Genomic DNA, 15,895 nt, shown 5'->3' on the forward strand with positions numbered 1-15,895 from the left:
GCGATTCAGCTGCCAATAATAGACCAACCGCCTAGGCAGTCAGGTCAAACGAGACCTCGGCCACATCGCGTCCGTTGACCTGTACAATAATACGGTGCACGCCCTCATATACTGTGAAGGTTGTCGCGTCCCCTTTAAAACGGTGCGCCTTTTTCATCTTCAAAGACTTACCTGCCTGCACCTCAGCGACCTTGAGCTTGAACACCTTTTCAGCCCGTTTTCCACCGGCGCGCATGAAATCAATCCGGTAGTCAACCAACACGGGAATGTTTTGGTCGCTGTCCAAAACAACCTCAAATGCCAACGCATCACCAATTTTCACCGAAGGCTGGGCCAGCACGATTTGCGCTGTAACTGGCGCATCAGCACGATATCCAAGCGCGGCCATTGCGCCTTCATGCCCCTGCTTGATCAAGGAGCGCAGTGCATGTCGGCGCATCCACGCCAGCTCTTTTGCGTCCTGTCTGCCCAGAGCGGCCCAATCGGCAAATCGCGCCAGCACCGCGTCCGGTACAATCTTGCTTAGATCATTGAGGTGGTTGGCGACAGAACGGGTAACATAACGTGTAGGATCAGCATGCAGCACATCAAGCAGCGGAAAGGTCTGCTCTGGTGTCAAAATGATATTCGTCGCCCATGGTAATCGCGGACGTGTCCCCTCACTCACCAGTCGTCGCACATGGTAGTTGCTGTCTCCAGACCACATGGCCAGCTCTGCCAGAGTTTCATCCGGCCAACGATTGATAAAGGCGCGGATATAAAATTCCATCGAAAAACGCTGCGTTGCTTCATAAAGCAGCGCCATTGACCTGCTTCGATCCGTTTCCAGCCCATGTCGAACCGCCAGAATACCGGGGGTGGCGTGGATGAAATGACCAAAATCATCATCCGTCTTAGCCACATCCAGTTGCGTTGGCAGCGCGGCATGCAACTGGTCAGCCATGGTGGCAAAATCGGATGCCAATTGCCCCTCAAGGCAATCAGCCATCCAATCCATACGCGCCATCAATTCCCGCTCAGGAAACCCCTCCAGCGCCTCAGCGGCAAAGCGATCAGCATCAAAGCCGGACACGCCAGTGGCAAATTCTGCCGCCAACTGCCCAACCGTTTGTTCGTTGAACAGATGATCCTTAAGCGAAAATTGCTCAGCCATTACAATACCTCAGCAATTACATCGTAATGTTCGTTGCACCACCATCGAGCAAAATAGACTGCCCAACGATGAAACCAGCATGCTTTGAGCACAAGAACGCACAGGCCGCGCCAAATTCATCCCGTGTGCCATAACGACCAGCAGGAATGCCCGATGCACGTTCAGTACGCGCTTCTTCAATGGTAATCCCTTTGGCTGCAACAACGCCGCCGTCCAACGCATCCGCGCGGTCGGTTGCATGGATGCCCGGCAACAGGTTGTTGATCGTCACACCTTTGCCCGCCACCTGACGGCTGGTGCCTGCAACATACCCCGTGAGACCCGTGCGCGCCGCGTTGCTGAGGCCAAGCACACCAATAGGTGCGCGAACGGATTGCGACGTAATATTCACCACACGCCCCCATCCACGATCCATCATATCAGGCACCAGCGCTTTGATCAGCGCAATCGGCGCCAGCATGTTTGCATCCAACGCCTTGATGAAATCTTCGCGGTCCCAATCGCTCCACATGCCGGGAGGTGGGCCTCCGGCGTTGTTGACCAAAATATCAACACCTTGCGCAGCTTTGATCACAGCGGCCTGACCTTCTTGGGTTGCCACATCAGCAGCTACTGTCACGATATCCACGTCATAAGTTGCCCGCAGACGTTCGGCCGACGCTTCCAGCGCGTCGCTGCCACGTGCGTTCATCACCAGATTGACACCAGCAGCGGCAAGCGCTTCTGCGCAGCCAAGGCCCAAACCTTTGGATGACGCACATACCAGCGCCTTTTTACCTTTAATTCCCAGATCCATTACGTCTCTCCTTATTCATTTACGAAAGAGCTACCGCAGTGTGAGAAGGTACGCCAGCAAAACACCCCTCCATTGACCGCAACATGCCATAATTCTAAGATAACCCTCTACCATCATAGACCTTATTAAGGCCCCCAATATGTCCGAAGGATCACTCTCATCGCAAAGCGTACCCGTCTATGTCGCGGGTCAAATCCATGCGACGGACGGCGCAAACATGGGTGACAAGATCACGTTTGCAAATGAACTAATCCTAGATGACGTGTACGAACTTGATTATGCCGCAGAGCCCGCCCGCCTGTCACTGGTCGCACGACAAGACGCCAGCTTTAGCATTGGCCATGATACAAAAATTGGTGAGGCTGGCGCAGTAATCCATCTAGACTGTGTTCTGACGTTTATGTCGCCAGATGGCAGTATTTCCGACGCGTTGCTACTGGTGGAGGTTGACGAGGAAGGCAACGTCGCAGAAATCTATCTGCTGCCGTTCAATGCCTTGCAATCAAAAGCGGAATACCGCCTCGTTGGGATCGATCGTGAAACTGCACATACCAAATTTGCGCAGGTCGCCTGTGTCAGCTTTACTCGTGGCACGCATATCACTTTAGCCTCTGGCGCACAGCGCCCTGTTGAGGACCTAACCGTTGGCGACCGCATACTGACCCGCGATGATGGTGTGCAAACGCTGCGCTGGATCGGCACCACAACAACCCGTGCAGTGGGTGAATTCGCCCCCATTCGTATTGTGGCAGGCGCGCTCAACAATTCCGCCGATTTGTTGGTCAGTCCAGATCATCGCTTATTCATTTACCAACGCACCGATGAATTGGGTGCTGGCCGCTCAGAATTGTTGGTCAAGGCCCGCCATTTGGTCAATGGCGACACCGTTACCGTGTCTGAGGGCGGGTTTGTCGATTACTTTCAACTACTGTTTGATAGCCATCAGATCATCTATGCCGAAGGGATTGCCGCCGAAAGCATGTTGATCGACAGCCGCACGCGGCCTGTTCTGCCCGATGCGCTCTCGGAAAGTCTGGGTGCGCATGTTCCTGGTCACTCGGACCTGCCGCATGCAGGCCTTGATGTTCAAGAAGGGTTACTGAAGCGACCGGACGCTGCTGGCTTGCTCAAGAAAGCATCTAGCCGCTGAGGCTTGCCTTAAGCGCCCTGTAGGGTATGTGTACGCCCCAATTACACCGCGTTCTGTTTCGTATTGATGCGCGGAAAAATCACATCAGGACTGCGCCGCAACATGCTGGATACAAAGACAAATCGACCCGAACTCCCGCCTGAAATCGCGCGGCGCCGTACGTTTGCGATCATCAGCCACCCTGATGCTGGCAAGACAACACTGACAGAAAAGTTCCTGTTATTTGGTGGCGCAATCCAAATGGCGGGTCAGGTGCGCGCAAAGGGCGAAGCACGGCGCACCCGCTCTGACTTTATGGCGATGGAAAAAGACCGCGGAATTTCCGTGTCCGCCTCTGCGATGTCTTTTGATTTTCAGGGTAAAGACAAAAACTACCGCTTCAATCTGGTCGATACGCCGGGTCACTCGGATTTCTCCGAAGACACCTACCGCACGCTAACGGCTGTGGACGCAGCCGTGATGGTGATTGACGGCGCAAAAGGTGTGGAAAGCCAGACACAAAAGCTGTTTGAAGTTTGCCGCATGCGCGATCTTCCGATCCTAACCTTCTGTAACAAGATGGACCGCGAAAGCCGCGATGTGTTTGAGATTATCGACGAAATTCAGCAAAACCTCGCGATTGATGTAACCCCTGCCAGCTGGCCCATCGGTGTGGGCCGCGATTTTATCGGGTGTTATGATATCCTGCGCGATCGTCTAGAGCTGATGGACCGTGCGGACCGCAACAAAGTATCCGGAAGCATCAAGATCGAAGGCCTTGATGATCCAAAGCTGGCCGAACACGTGCCTGCGGAGCTGTTGGATAAATTAAAAGAAGACCTAGAGATGGTGCGTGAACTGATGCCACCGCTCGACGCTGAGCTGATGGCCGAAGGCTCCCTGACCCCGATTTGGTTTGGTTCTGCGATCAATTCGTTTGGTGTCAAAGAACTGATGGACGGCATCGCCACCTATGGGCCAGAGCCGCAAATCCAAAAGGCCGAACCGCGCGAAATTCTTCCTGAAGAAAAGAAGGTCGCCGGATTTGTCTTTAAGGTTCAAGCAAACATGGACCCCAAACACCGCGACCGCGTGGCGTTTGTGCGCCTTGCCTCGGGCCACTTTCACCGCGGCATGAAACTGACGCATGTGCGCACCAAAAAACCGATGAGCATTACAAATCCGGTTATGTTTCTGGCCTCTGACCGTGAGCTGGCCGAGGAAGCATGGGCAGGCGATATCATCGGCATTCCAAACCACGGACAATTACGCATTGGCGACACCCTTACCGAGGGCGAAGCGATCCGTGTAACGGGCATCCCGTCCTTTGCGCCAGAACTGTTGCAAGGTGTGCGCGCAGGCGATCCGCTGAAATCCAAACACCTTGAAAAAGCGCTGATGCAATTTGCCGAAGAAGGTGCTGCAAAGGTTTTCAAACCCTCGATTGGTTCCGGCTTTATTGTGGGCGTTGTGGGCCCGCTTCAGTTCGAAGTTCTCGCCAGCCGGATTGAGCAGGAATACAGCCTGCCCGTCCGGTTTGAGCAATCACAGTTCACATCAGCGCGTTGGGTAAGTGGCCCAAAGGCCGCGATTGATAGGTTTGAAGATGCCAACAAACAACATATCGCACATGATCATGATGGCGATATCGTCTATCTTACGCGCCTTCAGTGGGACATCGACCGCGTTGACCGCGACTACCCCGATATCAAGTTGACTGCGACCAAAGAGATGATGGTGTAATATGGCTAAGTGGGGCATTGTCGCGACGATCAAGGCGGACACTGCCACGATCCTGCGCTTTGTCGCCTACCACCTCGATCTGGGTGCGCATCGCATCTACGTCTACCTAGACGCACCAAACCCAGAAGCCCAAGAAGCCCTGCGCGATCACCCCAAAACACGGGTTATCCGCTGCGACGATGGATACTGGGAACGCCACAATGGCAACCGCCCAGACATGCACCAACCCCGCCAGACCTTTAACGCGACCCGCGCCTACAATCGTGCGTCAGACGTGGAGTGGTTGATGCACATGGATGTGGATGAATTCCTAGTACCGAACGGTGACATCTCCGCTCGGCTTGCTGCTTTACCCCCAGAAACCCAATGCGCGCGCGCGCGTCCAATGGAGCTTTTGGCGGGCGGGGATCCGCAGGTTGAGGCGGCCTTTAAGACGTTTATCCCTGCCGGCGGCAGACGCGAGCGTATCGTTGCAAAACTTTACCCGACTTACGGCGACCACCTAAAGGGCGGTTTCCTGAGCCACATCGCAGGTAAGATTTTTGTACGCACGGGAATCGAGGACCTGAAATTCCGTATTCACAACGCATTCCTGAACGGTGAAACGAATCCAAACCACGTTGAGCTAACTGAGCTGCACCTTGCCCACTTCCACGCAACCGACTGGGACACATGGTTTAGCCATTACCAATACCGCTTTAGCGAAGGGTCTTACCGTGCAGGTCTAGGCCCTGCCCGCAGCCGAGAACGCGGAGGCATCACCATACATGAGCTGTTCACTCACATCTTTGAAGAGGATGGCCAAGCAGGGCTGCGTGCCTTTTTTGATGAGGTCTGTGCCGATTCTCCAGCACTGCGAACCCGCCTAGAAGAACAGGGTCACCTGCTTTGCACGCGCTTCCCGTTTGACACAACTCTTGCTAAACATTTCCCAAACTTCGCTAATATTTGACCCTTTGCTCGCAACTTGCTATGCGCAGTCCAGATATGTCGCGGCAAAAGCCGCCCTTTGGGCCATGCGGGCCGACAGATACGCTGCCGCGGGCCAAATGAGTGTCCGTAACCTACGGATACACATGACAAAATTTACCGATCTAAACTTGAACCCTAAGGTTCTCAAAGCAATTGAAGAAGCGGGCTATGACAGCCCTACACCGATTCAGGCAGGTGCCATTCCCCCTGCCCTTGAAGGCCGCGACGTTTTGGGCATTGCCCAAACAGGGACGGGAAAAACCGCTGGCTTCACGCTTCCGATGATCACCATGCTGGCCCGAGGCCGCGCACGTGCACGTATGCCACGCAGCTTGGTTCTATGCCCGACACGTGAATTGGCCGCACAGGTTGCCGAAAACTTTGACACGTATGCCAAATACACCAAGCTGACAAAAGCTCTGCTTATCGGTGGCGTTTCGTTCAAAGAACAAGACAAGCTGATCGACAAAGGCGTCGATGTTTTGATCGCAACGCCTGGTCGTCTTTTGGACCACCACGAGCGCGGCAAGCTGATCCTGACAGACGTTAAGATCATGGTCATCGATGAAGCAGACCGGATGTTGGATATGGGTTTCATCCCCGATATCGAGCGCATCTTTGGCCTTACGCCCTTCACCCGCCAGACCCTGTTCTTCTCTGCCACAATGGCACCAGAGATCGAGCGGATCACAAACACCTTCCTCAGTAACCCTGCGCGCATCGAAACGGCCCGTCAGGCCACCACCTCTGAGACGATCGAACAGGGTGTCGTGATGTTCAAAGCATCGCGTAAGGACCGCGAAGCCACTGAGAAACGCAAAGTACTACGCGCATTGATCGATGGTGAAGGTGACAAATGCACCAACGCGATCATCTTCTGTAACCGCAAGATGGACGTGGATGCCGTCGCCAAATCGTTGAAAAAATACGGTTATGACGCAGCGCCTATTCACGGCGATTTGGAACAAAGCCAGCGCACACGTACCCTTGATGGCTTCCGCGCAGGCGATTTACGCTTCCTTGTGGCATCTGATGTTGCGGCACGCGGCCTTGATGTGCCCTCCGTAAGCCACGTGTTCAACTTTGATGTGCCAAGCCACGCGGAAGACTATGTTCACCGTATCGGTCGCACAGGGCGCGCAGGCCGTGATGGTAAGGCCATCATGATCTGCTCTCCGCGCGATGAAAAGAACTTTGAGAATGTTGAGCGTTTGGTTCAAAAGGAAATTCCACGTTTGGAAGATCCGCTGGCCGGCAGCAGCAAAGCCGACGCCGCGCCAAAACCGACAACCGAGACTGCAGCGCCAGCTGATGCCGCCACGACAGACAAGCCAAAGCGCACGCGTTCTCGCAGCCGTAAGAAACCTGAGGCACCAAAGCCAGTAGAAGCCGTGGCAGTTGTTGTTGAAACACCTGTAGAAACACCAACGGTTCCTGCAGCAGTTGCGCCTGCACCAGAAGCGGCCAAGCCAGAACCAGAAAAGGCGCCTGAGGCAAAAGCTCCTGAAGCGGATAAATCAGATCGCCGCACACCACGTTCGCGTGGTGGTAGCCGTAAGAATGATAACCGCAATGAAAACCGTAACGGCAATGCCATTGTAGGCTTGGGTGATCACACTCCAACCTTTATCGAACTCAGCTTTGCGGATCGTCCTAAAAACTAGGATTTTCCAGAGCACGAACAAAAAAGCCCCGCATATTCTGCGGGGCTTTTTTGCATTCAACGGTATGTAGTGGATCAGCTCAAACGGCTGACCACCACAGTGACTTCTGGCTTTTTGCCGATCTCGTTATACGAGGACTGGCGTGCGACCTTACGCAAACCATCATCCAACGCTTTGTCATCGCGCAGGATCTTGGCCCCTGCCCGACCTAACCACTGGCTTAGGTCTTGTTCGATCACATCGATCAGTGGTGCTTTGCTAACGCCCGTTTCGGAAAGACCCATTGCATCAACCCAAGGGTCGCCCAAAGGCTCGTCCTGTTCGTCCATCAGAATGGTCACCGTAAGGTGGCCGTTCAACGCCATACGGATACGATCACGCACAACACCGTCCAGCGCGCCAACCTGAACAGAACCGTCCAGATAGGTGCGACCCGTTTCAACGTATTCTGCAACTTTCGGTTCGTTGCCGGACAGGTCGATCATCATACCGTTCACAGCAAGAACACCCTTGAGGCCCTTGGCATTCCCGATCTTAACGTGTTCACGCAAGTGACGGTGTTCACCGTGCATCGGAATCAGAACCTGCGGTTTGATCACGTCATGCAACGTTTCCAGGTCGGGGCGGTTTGCATGGCCAGACACGTGGTACTTGCCAGAGCTGTCATCAACCACATCCACACCAATTTCAGAGAATTGGTTGATGATGCGAATAACGCCTTTTTCATTGCCCGGAATGGTCTTGGACGAGAATAGGAACATATCGCCCTCCTTCATGGTCAGACCCATATATTTGCCACGGGCCAACTGTGCAGATGCGGCGCGGCGCTCCCCTTGGGACCCGGTGACCAACAACATCAAGTTCTCACGTGGAATATCGCGTGCTTGCTCTGGGCTGATCGTTGGCGGGAAATCCTTGAGGACACCTGTTTCAACCGAAGCTTCAACCATGCGTTTCATCGCGCGACCCAGCAGCACAACTGAACGTCCTGCTTTGGCACCTGCAATCGCCAGCGTTTTCACACGCGCAACGTTTGAAGCAAAGGTTGTCGCAACAACCATGCCAGAAGCACTTGCAACCAGCTCAGTAATCGCCTCAGGCAATGTCGCCTCTGAGCGGCCGGCCTCTTGGCTGAACACATTGGTACTGTCACAGATCAACGCCTTAACGCCATCCTTGGCAATCTCTTCGAATGCTGCGGGATCAAACGCTTCGCCGACACCCGGTGTCAGGTCCACTTTGAAATCACCCGAGTGCACGATACGGCCTGCTGGCGTATCAATAATCAACGCCGAGCTTTCAGGGATCGAGTGTGAGATCGGCTGGAAGCCAACCTTGAACGGTCCTGCGTCAACCTGATGTGGGAAGGTACCAACAATGGTCACCGCATCATCGGGGTGATTATATTCGGACATTTTACGCTTGGCGATATTGGCGGTAAATTTACGCGCAAAAATCGGCGCTTGAAGCCGGTCATAGGTGTGGGCAATGCCGCCTACGTGGTCCTCATGGGCGTGTGTTACAAATATCGCTTCGATGCGATCCTTGCGTTGCACCAGCCAATCGATGTCGGCAATAATCAAATCCACACCCGGTGACGTGTCCATATCCGGAAACGCCACACCAAGATCTACGACAATCAGCCGTTCCTTGTTTGGCTTACCATAGCCGTACACATAGGCATTCATGCCAATTTCGCCCGCCCCACCGAGGGGAAGGTAGATTAATCTTTCGCTGCTCATTGTCCAGCTAATTCCTTGTTATATTTATGTATCACGGTCAGGCCGTGCATTGTCAGATCATCATGATATTCGTCAAAGAGGGTCTCGGCCTGCTGAAACAGCGGCGCGAGCCCGCCGGTGGAGACCACACGCATTTCGCGTCCACGCTCCGCCTTTACCCGCGCACATATCTCACGCACGAGGCCGATATAACCCCAAAAAACGCCAGATTGCATACAGGCAACAGTATTTGTACCCACTACTCGCTGTGGTTTAGATATGTCCACATGCGGCAAAGCGGCCGCAGCATTGTGCAATGCCTCAAGGCTAAGGTTCACACCAGGGGCGATAACCCCGCCGATGTACGCACCATCCTCTGCGGAGACATCAAAGGTCGTAGCGGTGCCAAAATCGACGATGATCAGATCACCGCCATAAAGATCAAATCCCGCCACCGTATTTACCAAACGGTCAGGCCCAACGGCGGTTCCTATATCCACCCGCACATCAACAGGCAGCGCGCATTCAGATTTCCCAACAACCATGGGCCGCGTGTTAAAATAGCGATCCGCCAGTATGCGCAGATTCCACACCACACGCGGCACCGTAGATGACACAATAACATCCGTGATTTGCGCATCGATATTCTGCAGTTTCATCAGTGTACTAAGCCACACGTAATACTGGTCAGCCGTGCGCTGCCATTCAGTGGCTGTGCGCCACGTCGCAATAAATTCGGTTCCATCCCAAATCGCGAACACAGTGTTTGTGTTCCCACAATCAATCGCCAAGAGCATGGGCTGCCCTCCTTACAGTTTTAGAAATAGACATCCGCCGCCGTGATCGCCACGCGGCCTTTTGCAGTTTTCAAGATCAGGTTACCCGCCTCGTCGACATCCTCAAAGACACCAACCGTTTCATCCCGCATGGTACGTGCTGTTACAACTTCGCCAATGCGCGCCGCATGGCTAAGCCACGCCGTCCGAATAGGCGAAAAGCCATAGGTGGTGAATTGATCCTCAAACCGCGCAAAGGCAGACGCCAGCGCATCAAGGAAAGCCTCAGGCTGAACGTGAACTCCGGTTACTGAGAATACACTCACCGGGGTTACAGCACCCGCTTCTACTTGTTCAGGAGTCGGAGCGTGCCGCAGGTTCACACCAATACCGATGAGCAGATGCTCTCCTACCGTTTCCAGCAGGATACCAGCGACCTTGCCACCCTTTAACAACACATCATTTGGCCACTTCAGGGCAAAGACATCAGTCTGGCCAGTCACTTCAACAAATGCTTCGCGCAGCGCAAGGCTTGCGACAAAACTGCGAAGCGCTGCATTTGCAGGGCTGCCTGTGCGAGGCATAATCAAGGTACCCGCAAAATTTCCCGGCGGCGTTGCCCATGCCCTGCCGCGTCGTCCGCGCGCGGCAGATTGCTCGCCTGCAAGGATCCACGCAGGACCACTCAGCGTTGGAGCCATACGCGCGGCCTCGGACAATGTGGAATCCAACTTGTCAAAGACATGCCGCGCGTACCCTTGAGGCCAATCCCCCATTAGAGACGCTTTTGCTTACTACTGAACAAGCGTTGCTGCCGCCAGCTTTGCTGCACCTTCAACACCAAACATGTTGATGATGCCAACAACCATGATGAATGCCGAAGCAATGACAAAGCCACCCAACACGCCACCACGGTTTTGATCAAGCGTGTCTGATTTGGCATCGCCAAAGTACATGTAGAAGACGATGCGCAGATAATAGTACGCGCCGATGACACTTGCGATCACACCTGCAATCGCCAACCACGCCAATCCACCCTCATATGCTGCGCGCAACACATAGAGCTTTCCAAAGAAACCAAGGAACGGCGGTACACCTGCAAGGCTGAACATCAGCACCAGCAGGGCCAACGCGCGGCCTGGATGGGTTTTGGAGTACATACTGAGTGCCGAAATATCCGTAACCGGTGCGCCGTCTTTTTCCATCAACAGGATAAAGGCAAACACACCCACGTTCATCGTCACGTAGATCGCCATGTATACAAGCATCGCCTGCACACCAAATGCCGTACCCGCGGCAACGCCCATTAACGCATAACCCATGTGGGCAATAGAAGAGAATGCCATCAGACGTTTGATGTTGGTCTGACCAATCGCGGCAACGGCCCCAAGGAACATCGACAAAACCGACAACAGCGCAACGATCTGGCTCCAGTCGCTGACCGCGTTGCCAAAGGCGTCATGTAATACACGTGCAAACAGTGCCATCGCAGCCATTTTCGGGGCTGTGGAAAAGAATGCAGTGATAGGCGTTGGGGAGCCTTCATAAACGTCCGGTGTCCACATGTGGAACGGCACGGCGGAAACCTTGAACGCCATACCAGAGATCAAGAACACGACGCCAAACAATAGGCCAACGGACATCTCACCGGAATGTGCGGTGGTGATAATACCAGAGAACAATGTTGTACCTGAATACCCGTACACCAGCGATGCACCATACAGCAGCAATCCAGAGCTAAGCGCGCCAAGCACAAAGTACTTGAGGCCCGCTTCGGTTGATTTCACGCTGTCACGGCGTAGCGATGCAACAACATACAGCGCCAGCGATTGCAGCTCGAGGCCCATGTAAAGGGACATCAAATCACCTGCCGACACCATCATCATCATGCCAACAACGCTGAGTGTCACCAAAATTGGATATTCAAAGCGCAGCAGATCGCGTGACTTCATGTAGCCCTCAGACATGATCAGAACACATGCCGCTGATATCAAGATCACTACCTTGGCAAAACGCGCAAAGCCGTCATTGATGAACATGCCACCAAAGGCTTCGACAGTGGTGTTCGAAGATGTTGCAACCAAGCTGGCCACAATGATCATCACCGCCGCAGTGGCCCAAAGCAAAGGCCGCGCAATCGCGTCTTTGCCGCCATACGCGCCAGCCATCAGGCCGCCGATAGCAAAGAGTGCCAAGATAATTTCAGGCAGGATCTGGAGGATATCGTTATTCATGTCTCTCGCCTTAGTTGTGGGCTTCGGCGGTGTGTGTCACCGCGTCTGCTGCGGCCACTGCCGTATCATATTGTTCAACAAGTGCAGTCACTGACGGCCCGATCACATCCAAGATCAGCGCGGGATACACGCCAAGCAACAATGTCATAACCACAAGTGGCGCAAAAATCCATTTCTCACGCGCATTCATGTCGGTGATCGCCTTCAGGCTTTCCTTGATCAGGTCGCCCATCACCACACGGCGATAGAGCCACAATGCATATGCCGCCGAGAAGATCACACCGGTGGTCGCAACCGCAGCCACCCATGTATTCACCTGGAAGACACCCACCAGTGTCAGGAATTCACCAACAAAACCGGATGTACCCGGCAGGCCGACGTTTGCCATGGTGAACAACATGAACAGCAGCGCGAAAACGGGCATGCGGTTCACAAGGCCACCGTAGGCGTCGATCTCACGGGTGTGCATGCGGTCGTAAATCACACCAACTGCCAAGAACAACGCGCCGGAAATAAAGCCGTGGCTGATCATCTGGAAAATCGCACCATCCAGCCCTTGCTGGTTGGTGGCAAAGATGCCCATTGTTACAAAACCCATGTGCGCAACAGATGAATAGGCGATCAGCTTTTTCATGTCTTCTTGAACCAGCGCCACCAGTGAGGTGTATACAATCGCAATTGCGGACATCCACAAGATCATCGGCCCAATCACTTCGGAGCCAATAGGGAACATCGGAAGCGAGAAGCGCAAGAAGCCGTAGCCGCCCATTTTCAAGAGGATCGCGGCAAGAACAACAGAACCCGCTGTAGGTGCCTGAACGTGGGCATCCGGCAGCCATGTGTGGACAGGCCACATCGGCATTTTCACGGCGAAGCTGGCGAAGAACGCGAGGAACATCAGGGTTTGCATACCGCCAACGACCTGAACGCCCATGACACTGAATGCCTCGGAGCCAAAGGTGTGTGTCAGCAGGCTCACGTCACAGCCACCGATGCAGGTCGTGCCCGCATCCGCAAACATTGCCACCATCGCAACCAACATCAGCACCGAGCCAAAGAAGGTATAGAGGAAGAACTTGAAGCTCGCGTAGATGCGGTTTGCGCCACCCCAAATCCCGATAATTAGGAACATCGGGATCAGGCTTGCTTCAAAGAAGAGATAGAACAGGATCAGATCAAGCGAGACAAACACGCCGATCATCAGTGTTTCAAGCAGCAGGAATGCGACCATGTATTCTTTTACACGGGTGTTTACGTCCCATGATGCGGCGATCACCAGCGGCATCATAAACGTCGTCAGCATCACAAACAGAACCGAGATGCCATCAACACCAACACGGTAGTTCAGGCCCAGCAGCCATTCACCTTCATCCACCATCTGGAAACCCGTATTTGACGGATCAAACTGTGAATACATAAACAGCGAGGCAAGGAAGGACGCAACCGTACCAGCCACCGCAACCCATTTAGCATTGCGGTTTGCCGCCTCATCATCTCCGCGTAGGAAAACAACAAGGATCAGGGCCGCCAATGCCGGCATAAACGTAACAATAGAGAGCAAGTTATTTTCCATTATTTCGCTCCTCCGGACATGGTCATCCAAGTCATCAGGACCGCGATCCCGATCACCATGGCGAAGGCGTAGGTAAAGATATAGCCAGACTGCGCTTTGCCAGCGAGGCGTGTGAAGAATGGAATGATGCCCATCGCGAGACCATTCAAACCGCCATCAATCACCCGACCATCGCCCTGTTTCCACAAGAAGCGGCCAATCGCCTTGGCTGGTTGAACGAAGATAAAGTTATAGATCTCGTCAAAGTACCATTTGTTCAAAAGGAACAAATACAGCGGACGTTGGCTCGCCGCGAGACGTGCAGGCAGTGTTGGGTTCCAAATGTAGAACCACATCGCCATCAGAAATCCACCGAGCATTGCAATGAATGGGCTGACTTTTACCCATTTTGGCGCTGCGTGTGCCGCGTCAAGTACCGTGTTGTCAGGTGCAAAATAGAGCGCGCCTTCCCCCGGCTTGCCAGCGAACCCCGGACCGTGATGTACGCCACCGTGATCATCCGCTTTCGCATGACCATCTTCAGCTTTGGCTTCACCGTGGCTATCATCAGCATGGCTATCTTCCGCACCATCAACGTGGGTGTCACCACCCGCAGCCAATTCCGCAGTTGGGATACCGTAAAATTTGCCCATCTGTTCCGCAGAACCAAAGAAACTACCGTACCAAACCATACCAGAGAACACTGCACCAATCGCCAGAACGCCAAGTGGGATCAACATGACCTTCGGGCTTTCATGAGCATGCTCATGCGTGTGCTTGTTACCGCGTGCCTCACCAAAGAAGGTCAGGAACATCAGGCGCCATGAATAGAAAGACGTCATCGCCGCAGCAATAACCAGCATCCAGAAGCCATACATCGAGCCACCGCCCCATGCGCTTTCGATAATCGCATCTTTAGACAAGAAGCCCGCAAAACCGATATGCGTCAACGGGATGCCAACACCAGTAATCGCCAACGTACCGATCATCATTGCACCAAAGGTGTATGGGATCTTTTTACGAAGGCCACCGTAGTTTTTCATGTCCTGCTCGTGGTGCATCGCATGAATGACCGAGCCCGCGCCCAAGAACAACATCGCCTTAAAGAAAGCGTGTGTCAGCAGGTGGAACATCGCAGCGGAGTACATGCCAACGCCAGCAGCAACAAACATATAGCCCAGCTGAGACATCGTGGAATACGCAATGACGCGTTTAATGTCTGTTTGTACCAGACCAATTGTGGCTGCCACAAACGCTGTTGTTGCACCAATCACCGTCACAAAAACCATAGCCTCAGGCGCAAATTCCATAACCGGAGACATGCGGCAAACAAGGAAGACACCAGCGGTAACCATCGTGGCTGCGTGGATCAAAGCGGAAACAGGCGTAGGCCCTTCCATCGCGTCAGGCAACCAAGTGTGCAGGAACAGCTGAGCAGATTTCCCCATCGCGCCTACAAACAGTAGGAAGGCGATAAGGTTCGCCGCGTTCCAGTCCGTCCACAAGAAACGAATAGACGTTTCTGCCAATTCAGGTGCGGCAGCAAAGATATCGTCAAAGTTGATGCTGTCGGTCAGCATGAACAAAGCGAATATACCTAGGGCAAAGCCAAAGTCACCAACACGGTTAACCACAAACGCTTTGATCGCGGCTGCATTTGCGGACGGCTTTTTGTAGTAGAAACCGATCAACAAGTAAGACGCAACGCCAACCCCTTCCCAACCAAAGAACATCTGTACAAGGTTGTTGGAGGTCACAAGCATCAACATCGCGAAGGTAAAGAACGACAGATAAGCAAAGAAGCGCGGCTTGTAGCTGACGCCTTCGCCAAAGTGGCCGTCATGCGCCATATACCCGAAGGAATAGAGGTGCACGAGGCTGGAAACAGTTGTGATCACGATCAGCATGATCGTCGTCAAACGATCAAGGCGGAAAGACCAATCCGTGCTGAGGCTACCGGATTCAATAAACCGCAAGATTTGAACGGTTTCTGTGGTGCCATCAAACGTTAAGAAGACGATCCAGCTCAGGAATGCGGAGAGGAACAAACCGCCCGTAGCGATCCAGCATGCTGCATTCTCGCCAATAATTTTCCAGCCAAAGCCGCACAAGAGCGAGCAAATAAGCGGTGCAAAGAGGAGTGTAATTTCCATGT

Annotated in this window: 12 protein-coding genes; 4 read left to right on the top strand and 8 right to left on the bottom strand. The window is 53.6% G+C overall.

Annotated elements, in window-relative coordinates; translation table 11 throughout:
• Window positions 1-31: 31 nt before the first annotated feature.
• Together V7775_RS13160 and V7775_RS13165 are read right to left on the bottom strand one after the other, a co-directional pair.
• A complete protein-coding gene (locus V7775_RS13160; RefSeq protein WP_335752362.1) occupies window positions 32-1,153 on the bottom strand; it encodes a hypothetical protein in 1,122 nt (373 codons plus the stop codon).
• Window positions 1,154-1,169: 16 nt separating this feature from the next.
• Complete coding sequence (locus tag V7775_RS13165; protein ID WP_335752363.1) at window positions 1,170-1,949, bottom strand: SDR family oxidoreductase; 780 nt, start codon at window positions 1,947-1,949, stop codon at window positions 1,170-1,172.
• Between the two features lie 139 nt (window positions 1,950-2,088).
• Between V7775_RS13165 and V7775_RS13170 the strand changes: the two genes are divergently transcribed.
• The 4 genes from V7775_RS13170 (at window position 2,089) to V7775_RS13185 (ending at window position 7,457) form a co-directional block, all read left to right on the top strand.
• Complete coding sequence (locus V7775_RS13170) at window positions 2,089-3,099, top strand: Hint domain-containing protein (RefSeq protein WP_335752364.1); 1,011 nt, start codon at window positions 2,089-2,091, stop codon at window positions 3,097-3,099.
• Between the two features lie 102 nt (window positions 3,100-3,201).
• Window positions 3,202-4,821 carry a peptide chain release factor 3 gene (locus tag V7775_RS13175; RefSeq protein WP_335752365.1) on the top strand — a complete coding sequence of 540 codons (1,620 nt, stop codon included), beginning with the start codon at window positions 3,202-3,204 and terminating at the stop codon, window positions 4,819-4,821.
• A gap of 1 nt (window position 4,822) precedes the next feature.
• Window positions 4,823-5,773, top strand: coding sequence for a glycosyltransferase family 2 protein (locus V7775_RS13180; RefSeq protein ID WP_335752366.1), 951 nt, complete (start codon window positions 4,823-4,825; stop codon window positions 5,771-5,773).
• Window positions 5,774-5,897: 124 nt separating this feature from the next.
• Window positions 5,898-7,457, top strand: a complete 1,560-nt coding sequence (locus V7775_RS13185) for a DEAD/DEAH box helicase (RefSeq protein WP_335752367.1) — start codon at window positions 5,898-5,900, stop codon at window positions 7,455-7,457.
• A 74-nt stretch (window positions 7,458-7,531) separates the two neighbouring features.
• Here the strand turns inward: V7775_RS13185 and V7775_RS13190 are convergent, their stop codons facing one another.
• Genes V7775_RS13190 through nuoL form a run of 6 tightly spaced genes read right to left on the bottom strand, consistent with a single transcriptional unit; the run spans window position 7,532 to window position 15,893 of the window.
• Entirely contained in the window at window positions 7,532-9,199 is a 1,668-nt protein-coding gene (locus V7775_RS13190) for a ribonuclease J (RefSeq protein WP_335752368.1), read from the bottom strand.
• Window positions 9,196-9,975 (bottom strand): type III pantothenate kinase, encoded by a 780-nt coding sequence (locus tag V7775_RS13195; protein ID WP_335752369.1) that lies wholly within the window; start codon window positions 9,973-9,975, stop codon window positions 9,196-9,198. The genes V7775_RS13190 and V7775_RS13195 overlap by 4 nt, the downstream gene beginning before the upstream one ends.
• A gap of 20 nt (window positions 9,976-9,995) precedes the next feature.
• A complete protein-coding gene (locus V7775_RS13200; protein ID WP_335752370.1) occupies window positions 9,996-10,730 on the bottom strand; it encodes a biotin--[acetyl-CoA-carboxylase] ligase in 735 nt (244 codons plus the stop codon).
• 18 nt (window positions 10,731-10,748) lie between these two features.
• A complete protein-coding gene (gene nuoN, locus V7775_RS13205) occupies window positions 10,749-12,188 on the bottom strand; it encodes an NADH-quinone oxidoreductase subunit NuoN (RefSeq protein WP_335752371.1) in 1,440 nt (479 codons plus the stop codon).
• Window positions 12,189-12,198: 10 nt separating this feature from the next.
• The gene (locus tag V7775_RS13210; RefSeq protein WP_335752372.1) at window positions 12,199-13,761 is read right to left on the bottom strand and encodes an NADH-quinone oxidoreductase subunit M; all 1,563 of its coding nucleotides are present in this window, start codon (window positions 13,759-13,761) and stop codon (window positions 12,199-12,201) included.
• Entirely contained in the window at window positions 13,761-15,893 is a 2,133-nt protein-coding gene (gene nuoL / locus V7775_RS13215) for an NADH-quinone oxidoreductase subunit L (RefSeq protein WP_335752373.1), read from the bottom strand. The genes V7775_RS13210 and nuoL overlap by 1 nt, the downstream gene beginning before the upstream one ends.
• Between the last annotated feature and the right edge of the window lie 2 nt (window positions 15,894-15,895).

This window comes from Sulfitobacter sp., from assembly GCF_036960155.1.
Classification (GTDB): domain Bacteria; phylum Pseudomonadota; class Alphaproteobacteria; order Rhodobacterales; family Rhodobacteraceae; genus Sulfitobacter.

What these genes read in the sequence shown, in the direction of transcription:
- V7775_RS13180 (WP_335752366.1), top strand. Translation starts at nt 4,823, where the DNA reads ATGGCTAAGTGGGGCATTGTCGCGACGATCAAGGCGGACACTGCCACG.
- V7775_RS13185 (WP_335752367.1), top strand. Translation starts at nt 5,898, where the DNA reads ATGACAAAATTTACCGATCTAAACTTGAACCCTAAGGTTCTCAAAGCA.
- V7775_RS13210 (WP_335752372.1), bottom strand. Translation starts at nt 13,761, where the DNA reads ATGGAAAATAACTTGCTCTCTATTGTTACGTTTATGCCGGCATTGGCG.
- V7775_RS13190 (WP_335752368.1), bottom strand. Translation starts at nt 9,199, where the DNA reads ATGAGCAGCGAAAGATTAATCTACCTTCCCCTCGGTGGGGCGGGCGAA.
- V7775_RS13175 (WP_335752365.1), top strand. Translation starts at nt 3,202, where the DNA reads ATGCTGGATACAAAGACAAATCGACCCGAACTCCCGCCTGAAATCGCG.
- nuoN (WP_335752371.1), bottom strand. Translation starts at nt 12,188, where the DNA reads ATGAATAACGATATCCTCCAGATCCTGCCTGAAATTATCTTGGCACTC.
- V7775_RS13195 (WP_335752369.1), bottom strand. Translation starts at nt 9,975, where the DNA reads ATGCTCTTGGCGATTGATTGTGGGAACACAAACACTGTGTTCGCGATT.
- V7775_RS13200 (WP_335752370.1), bottom strand. Translation starts at nt 10,730, where the DNA reads ATGGGGGATTGGCCTCAAGGGTACGCGCGGCATGTCTTTGACAAGTTG.
- V7775_RS13160 (WP_335752362.1), bottom strand. Translation starts at nt 1,153, where the DNA reads ATGGCTGAGCAATTTTCGCTTAAGGATCATCTGTTCAACGAACAAACG.
- V7775_RS13170 (WP_335752364.1), top strand. Translation starts at nt 2,089, where the DNA reads ATGTCCGAAGGATCACTCTCATCGCAAAGCGTACCCGTCTATGTCGCG.
- V7775_RS13165 (WP_335752363.1), bottom strand. Translation starts at nt 1,949, where the DNA reads ATGGATCTGGGAATTAAAGGTAAAAAGGCGCTGGTATGTGCGTCATCC.
- nuoL (WP_335752373.1), bottom strand. Translation starts at nt 15,893, where the DNA reads ATGGAAATTACACTCCTCTTTGCACCGCTTATTTGCTCGCTCTTGTGC.